General features: G+C 61.9%; 6 protein-coding genes. 2 read left to right on the top strand and 4 right to left on the bottom strand.

Features of this window, described 5'->3' with window-relative positions; all coding sequences use genetic code 11:
- Positions 1-85 precede the first annotated feature (85 nt).
- On the bottom strand, positions 86-1,231 hold the full coding sequence (gene prpC, locus VNC39_RS03690; protein WP_325396288.1) for a bifunctional 2-methylcitrate synthase/citrate synthase: 1,146 nt from the start codon (positions 1,229-1,231) through the stop codon (positions 86-88).
- 171 nt (positions 1,232-1,402) lie between these two features.
- The gene (locus VNC39_RS03695) at positions 1,403-2,902 is read right to left on the bottom strand and encodes an MmgE/PrpD family protein (protein WP_325396290.1); all 1,500 of its coding nucleotides are present in this window, start codon (positions 2,900-2,902) and stop codon (positions 1,403-1,405) included.
- Between the two features lie 263 nt (positions 2,903-3,165).
- Between VNC39_RS03695 and VNC39_RS03700 the strand changes: the two genes are divergently transcribed.
- Entirely contained in the window at positions 3,166-4,278 is a 1,113-nt protein-coding gene (locus tag VNC39_RS03700) for an NADH:flavin oxidoreductase/NADH oxidase (protein WP_325396292.1), read from the top strand.
- A 149-nt stretch (positions 4,279-4,427) separates the two neighbouring features.
- Here the strand turns inward: VNC39_RS03700 and VNC39_RS03705 are convergent, their stop codons facing one another.
- Both VNC39_RS03705 and VNC39_RS03710 read right to left on the bottom strand, forming a co-directional pair.
- Positions 4,428-4,997 carry a ferritin-like domain-containing protein gene (locus VNC39_RS03705; RefSeq protein WP_325396294.1) on the bottom strand — a complete coding sequence of 190 codons (570 nt, stop codon included), beginning with the start codon at positions 4,995-4,997 and terminating at the stop codon, positions 4,428-4,430.
- 137 nt (positions 4,998-5,134) lie between these two features.
- Positions 5,135-5,836 (bottom strand): TetR/AcrR family transcriptional regulator, encoded by a 702-nt coding sequence (locus VNC39_RS03710; RefSeq protein WP_325396296.1) that lies wholly within the window; start codon positions 5,834-5,836, stop codon positions 5,135-5,137.
- 250 nt (positions 5,837-6,086) lie between these two features.
- Between VNC39_RS03710 and VNC39_RS03715 the strand changes: the two genes are divergently transcribed.
- Positions 6,087-6,841 (top strand): NAD(P)-dependent alcohol dehydrogenase (locus VNC39_RS03715; protein WP_325396298.1); only part of this gene is annotated, 755 nt, incomplete at its 3' end.

Below are 6,841 nucleotides of genomic sequence, written 5' to 3' on the forward strand. Positions count from 1 at the left end.
GGCGTTGGCGCTGACACAGCCTCAGGCCCAGCATAGTAAAAAAATTTTTGCGCCGCTTTTTATAAAAAGCGGCTACTTTCTTTCTTTAACGCTCCGTTATCGGTTTAAACTCCAGATTTTCCGGGCCGACATAATTGGCCGCAGGGCGGATGATCTTGCCGTCGATCCGCTGTTCGATGATATGCGCCCCCCAGCCGGAGGTGCGGGAGATCACGAAGAGCGGCGTGAACATCGGCGTCGGCACGCCCATCATGTGATAGGACACGGCCGAAAACCAATCGAGATTTGCGAACATCTTCCGCCTGGCCATCATCACCGCTTCGATCCGCGCGGCGATGTCGAACATTTTCGTCGCTTTCGCCTCGTCGGAAAGCTGCTTGGCGACGCGCTTGATCACTTCGTTGCGTGGGTCCGCCACGGTGTAAACCGGATGACCGAAGCCGATGATCACTTCCTTGGCTTCCAGCCGGCGCACGATATCCGCCTCCGCCTCTTCCGGCGTCGTAAAGCGTTTCTGGATGTCGAATGCCGCCTCGTTGGCGCCGCCATGTTTCGGCCCGCGCAGCGCGCCAATGCCGCCGGTGATGGCGGCGTAAAAATCCGAACCCGTGCCGGCGATCACCCGGCAGGTGAAGGTGGAAGCGTTGAACTCATGCTCGGCATAAAGAATGAGCGAGGTATGCATCGCCCGCACCCAGCTTTCCGGCGGCTTCCGCCCATGCAGCAAATGGAGGAAATGCCCGCCGATCGTGTCGTCGTCTGTCTCGACTTCGATCCGTTTGCCGTTGGTGGAAAAATGGTGCCAGTACAGCAATGCCGAGCCGAGCGAGGCCATCAGCCGGTCGGCGATGTCCCGTGCGCCCTCGGCCGGATGATCATGCGCCTCCGGCAGCACGCACCCCAGCACCGACACGTAGCTGCGCATCACATCCATCGGGTGCGTCGCCGCGGGCAGCGCTTCCAGCACGGTTTTCACCGCGGCCGGCAAGCCGCGCGACGCTTGCAGCTTCCGCTTATAAGCCGCCAGCTCCACCTCGTTCGGCAGGGTACCGTGAACCAGCAGATGCGCGATCTCCTCAAATTCGCAGGCCTCCGCCACGTCGAGAATATCGTAGCCGCGATAATGCAAATCGTTGCCCGTGCGGCCCACCGTGCACAAAGCCGTATTGCCGGCCGCAACGCCGGACAAAGCGACGGATTTTTTTGGTTTTGGCGGCGTCGTTTCGTTCATGTGTTTGCTCCCCCCGAAGGTATGTAAGGAAGAAAGCAGGCGCTTTTTGAAAAAAGCGCCGCAAAAACTTTTGTTATGCTGGGCTTGAGGCAGTGAAACCGCACGGGCCCAAAGTAAACAAAGTTTTTTTGCTACTTTTTGTTTACAAAAAGTAGCCTTCCTTTCTTCCCTCTAAAAAATTCCTGGCCTCGATTCCTCCAACGAGCCGGCCGGCATTGCCACGTTCAGGGCCGCGAGCTCGCCCGCTGGCAGCCGCGGCAAATTCTGCACGGCTTCTAAAAATCTGTTGCTCTCCCGCACCGTGATGAGGCCGTCCGTCAGCGTCTCGAATTTACGGATATAATCGGCGCGTTCGAACGGCTTGGCGCCGAGCGGGTGGGCGTTGGCGACGGAAATTTCGTCTTCCCGTTTCGTGCCGTCGCGCATGAAAATCTCCACGCGCGCGCCAAAGGCCTTCTCGGCCGGGTCCACGGAATGATAGCGCCGGGTCCATTCCGGATCTTCCCTGGTTTCGATCTTGTGCCAGAGCCGGACGGTATCCTCCCGCCGCGCGCGCTTTGGCGCGTAGGAGGTTTCGTGGTCCCACACGCCGTCCTGCAACGCGACCGCGAAGATGTACATGATCGAATGGTCGAGCGTCTCGCGGCTGGCGTTCGGGTCCATCTTCTGTGGGTCGTTGGCGCCGGTGCCGATCACGTAATGCGTGTGGTGCGAGGTATGGATCACGATCCGTTCCACCGCGTCGAAATCCGCAATGTCGCGGCGCATGCGAAAGGCGAGGTCGATGAGGGCCTGGCTCTGGTATTCCGCCGAATGCTCCTTGGTGTAGCTGTCCAGAATGGCGCGCTTGGGCTCGCCGGGCGCGGGTAGGGGCACCTGATACACCGCGTCCTTGCCGCCCAGCAGCCAGGCGATCACGGAATCCTCGCCCTCATAGATCGGGCTGGGCGCGCCTTCACCGCGCATCGCCCGGTCCACCGCCTCAATTGCCAGCTTGCCCGCGTGGGCCGGTGCAAATGCCTTCCAGGAAGAGATTTCCCCCTTGCGCGACTGCCGCGTGGTGAAGCTTACATGCACCGCCTGCTGCACCGCCTGGTAGATCACCTCCTGCTTCAAATTCAGCAGCGCGCCGATGCCCGCCGCCTGGGCGGGGCAGAGATGCGCGATATGGTCGATCTTATGCTCATGCAGGCAGATCCCCTTCACCAGGTCGATTTGGATTTCGTAACCGGTGGCGATGCCGCGAATGAGGTCGCGGCCGGATTTGCCCAGGCTCTGCGCCACCGCCAGGATCGGCGGAATCGTGTCGCCGGGGTGCGCATAGTCGGCGGCGAGAAACGTGTCGTGGTAATCGAGCTCGCGCACCGCCGTGCCGTTCGCCCAGGCCGCCCACTCCGGGCTGACCGTGACCCGTGCCGGTGCGCCGAACAGCGTGGCGCCGCGCTTGCGCGGATGCCCGAGCGCCATGCCCCGCGCGGAGACCACCGGGCGGCGATTGACCGAAGCGATGGCGACCGCGGCGTTGTCGATGATGCGGTTGATGATCATCGCGGCGACATCCCTGGCCACCGGCACCTTGTCGGCGGCGACGCCGGCGATCTTCCAGGCCAGTTGCGCCTCGCGCGGCAGGGCGGCCTTGGACGGATAGACGCGAACTTCATGGTTCGTCATGGACGGACGCACTCCTGTTATTTTGGTCTGTTCATCGCGCCGATTGCCAGCGCCGTCCAGGGGAGAAAGGAAGGGCTTCTTTTTTGAAAAAAAGAAGCAAAAAACTTTTTTAAACTGAGCCCGTGCCGCTCGAGCGCCACCGGCCCAGTGTAAACAAAAGTTTTTGCGCCGCTTTTTTCAAAAAGTGGCTACTTCCTTTCTCTTCTGGTGGCGCCAATCGCGCTTATATTGCAGCGGACCTGTCCTCACATCCGGGAAGCCCCATGACCCTCTTATTTTCACCCAAAGCCCTCCGCAGCCTGACATTGCCCAACCGCATCGTCGTTGCGCCGATGTGCCAATATTCAGCCGAAGAGGGCCGGGCCACGTCATGGCACAGCGTGCATCTCGGCAGCCTGGCGCTGTCCGGCGCCGGCATGGTGACCATCGAGGCGACCGCCGTGACGCCGGATGGCCGTATCACCCCGCGCGATCTCGGCCTGTGGGACGACGCCACCGAGGCCGCCCTGGCCCGCACGCTCGGCGCGGTACGTGAGGTCTCGAAGACCGCCATCGCCATGCAGCTCGGCCATGCCGGGCGGAAGGCTTCAAGCCATGTGCCTTGGGAAGGCGGCCAGTTGATCCCGCCGGCGGAAGGCGGCTGGGCCAATTTCGCCCCCTCGGCCCTGCCGCAGAAGGAAGGCGAGGCGGCGCCGGTGGCTCTCGACGAAGCGGGGCTGGCCCGGATCCGCGAGGCCTTCGCCGCCACCGCGCGCCGCGCTGCGCGACTGGGCATTGACGGTATCGAGGTCCATGCCGCGCACGGCTATCTGCTGCACCAGTTCCTCTCGCCGATCTCCAACCAGCGCCAGGATGCCTATGGCGGCGCGCTGGAAAACCGCATGCGCTTTCCCCTGGAAGTGTTCGAGGCGGTGCGCGCCGCCTTTCCCGCGGAGCGTCCGGTCGGCATCCGCATCTCGGCGTCGGACTGGCTGCCGGAGGGCTGGGACGTCGAGCAGTCGATCGCCTTCGTCACGGCGCTGAAGCAGCGCGGCCTGGACTGGGTGAGCGTCTCCTCCGGCGGCATTTCGCCACGGCAGCAAATCAAGCTTGGCCCGAATTATCAGGTGCCGTTTGCGCAGGCGATCAAGGCGGCTACCGGCGTGGCCACCATGGTGGCCGGACTGATCACCGAACCGCGCCAGGCGGAAGAGATCATCGCCGCCGGCCAGGCCGATTTCGTCGCCATCGCCCGCGGAATGTTGTTCGACCCGCGCTGGGGTTGGCACGCCGCCGCCGCGCTCGGTGCCTCGGTCGCAGCGCCCCCGCAATATTGGCGCGCGGCCCCGCACGAGCATAAGGAGCTGTTCAGCAACGCGGTATTCGGGACGCGCTAGGGAAGGGAAGAAGGAAGCACTACTTTTTGTGAACAAAAAGTAGCAAAAAAACTTTGTTAACTTTGGGCCCGTGCCGCTTCAAAGCCACGGGCCCAGCGTAAACAAAAGTTTTTGCGCCGCTTTTTTCAAAAAGCGGCCGCTTGCTTTCTTCAGTTAATATAGGAAACGAGCAGGTCTTCCATGTCGCTGGCATGGTCCTCCTCGTCGTGAATGATCTCGTGCAAGATGGCCGCGCTTTCCGGGTCGCGCGGCTCGAAATAGCCGATCAGCTCCCGGTACAGCTCCACGACGGCCTGTTCCGCAGCCAGGTTTTCCTGGATGCGCTGCGCGAATTCGCCCGGCCCGTCCGGCGCGACGGTATGGCGTGACGCGAGGGGCTCCGGATTGTAATCCGGGGTGCCCCCCAATTGCACGATGCGCGTCGCCGCCAGCGCCATGTGGCGGCGTTCGTCATTGGCCTGTTCCTGGAATTCCGCGCCGATCCATTCGTTCTTCAACCCGTCATGGGAGATGGAAATCGCCGTGTAGCGCAGCACGCAGACGATTTCCGCCGTGAGCACGGCCTGCAACAGGGCAATCGAGCGCTGCGGGTTGATGCCCGTATCGGCGCGGCCTTCCGCCAGCAACCGGATTGTGCGCTGCCGCAGCGTATCGACATCCCGGAGAAACAGATTTTCCCTGAGAAACAGATTTTCCGTCGGGACCGCTTGCTCGAACATGAAACCCCTCGCGACACCGGCGCCAATTAAGAATCGTTCTCAATTTGAGGCGCCATCACAGACCATAAGTAGGCTTTCACGAGGGCAGGTCAATTACCCGGGGAAAAACAAACGATAACAATGGCGTGGACAACGCCTCAGCTGTGCGCAGGGCAGAGTTTGAGAAGCGCGGCCGGCGCACCGTCGAGGAAGCGGGTCACGCTGGTCTTGATCAGGGGTGAGAGATCATCGTCCGGCACTGCCAGGCCATACACCCAGCGGCGGATGGCCAGATAAAACAGCTCGCCATGCAAGCCCCAGGCGATCTCGAGTTCCTGGGCCGACGGCGGCGCGTCGGAGCGGCGGCCCGCCATCCCGCGCAATTCCAGGGCCAGCGGCTCGACCAGCTTGGTCTGGATGATGCCCATATAGCGTCGCGGAATATCGACCCCTTTGAGGCCCGCGAATAAAAAGATTCGCACCCAGTCATAGCGGAAGAAGACCGGCAGATAGGCATTGTAGAAATCGATCAGCCGTGCCGCCAGGGGGCGCGACGTGTCGCGCAGCAGCGTCTCCCATTCCGGCTGCCAGCGATTGAAATAGACTTCGAGATAGACCCGTTCGATCAGCGTTTCCTTGGTGGGGAAATAGCGGAACAGGTTCTGGTGCGTGATGCCGAGCCGCTTGGCGAGGTCGCGCAACCCGCCGCCGAAACCGACCTCCGCGAAAAACTGAATTGCTCCTTCCACGATCTCGCGCTCGCGCGCCTCAGGCGTCAGCCGCCGCCGCTTGCGCACCGGGGCTGCCGGCGCAGGCGGCGTCGAGATCTTGGAAATTGGGGGAGCGGCCTTAACTACCATTGCGCGTGACGCATCTGTCCTCGGAACCAGCTTAACCATAAGGTGTGACCAAATGGCAATTAATTTGACTGCCTGTCGCCTTGTCGGTAATGACCGATCGGTCATTACCTGGCCGCGTGGCTGATCGTTGGGTTCGGAAGCTTCAACAATGCGGACACGCAACCGGTGTTAGCCGCCGGTTCGGCGCGGTGCGGTCGCATCGCCGCACGCCGAACCCGGCGCATCCTCTAACGACAATCTGGAGAGAGTTATGCTGACTTGCACGGGCTTTGCCGCTCAATCCGCGGACGCGCCGCTGGAAAAATTTGCCTTCAATCGCCGCGATGTCGGCGAGACCGACGTCCAGGTCGAGATCCTGTTCTGCGGCGTGTGCCATTCCGACCTGCACATGGCGCGCAATGAATGGCGCAATAGTGTGTTCCCGGTGATTCCCGGGCATGAGATTGTCGGGCGCGTCACCCGCGTCGGGCCGGGCGTGAAGAATTTCAAGCCGGGCGATACGGTCGGCGTCGGCTGCATGGTCGATTCCTGCCGCACCTGCGCCGCCTGCAATGACGGGCTGGAGCAATATTGCGAAAATGGTTTTACCGATACCTACAATGCGCCGGAAAAGGTCATTGGCGGCCGGACATTCGGCGGCTACTCCGACAACATCGTCGTCGACCAGAGTTTCGTGCTGCGTATCCCCGAGGGCATGGATCTGGCGGCCACCGCGCCGCTGCTCTGCGCCGGCATTACCACCTATTCGCCATTGCGCCATTGGAAGGCTGGTCCCGGCAAAAAAGTCGGCATCATTGGTCTCGGCGGTCTTGGCCATATGGGCGTGAAGCTGGCCCATGCGATGGGCGCTTACACCGTGCTGTTCACCACTTCGCCCTCCAAGGTTGCGGACGGCAAGCGCCTCGGCGCCGACGAGGTCGTTATCTCCAAGGACGCCGAAGCGATGGCCAAGCATGCCTTAAGCTTCGACCTGTTCATCGACACAGTTGCGGCGAACCATGATCT

The sequence above is a fragment of the Acidocella sp. genome (assembly GCF_035535915.1).
GTDB lineage: Bacteria > Pseudomonadota > Alphaproteobacteria > Acetobacterales > Acetobacteraceae > Acidocella.

Excerpts from the sequence above, each read along its gene's own strand:
- VNC39_RS03695 (WP_325396290.1), bottom strand. The coding sequence starts at position 2,902 with ATGACGAACCATGAAGTTCGCGTCTATCCGTCCAAGGCCGCCCTGCCG.
- prpC (WP_325396288.1), bottom strand. The coding sequence starts at position 1,231 with ATGAACGAAACGACGCCGCCAAAACCAAAAAAATCCGTCGCTTTGTCC.
- VNC39_RS03710 (WP_325396296.1), bottom strand. The coding sequence starts at position 5,836 with ATGGTAGTTAAGGCCGCTCCCCCAATTTCCAAGATCTCGACGCCGCCT.
- VNC39_RS03705 (WP_325396294.1), bottom strand. The coding sequence starts at position 4,997 with ATGTTCGAGCAAGCGGTCCCGACGGAAAATCTGTTTCTCAGGGAAAAT.
- VNC39_RS03700 (WP_325396292.1), top strand. The coding sequence starts at position 3,166 with ATGACCCTCTTATTTTCACCCAAAGCCCTCCGCAGCCTGACATTGCCC.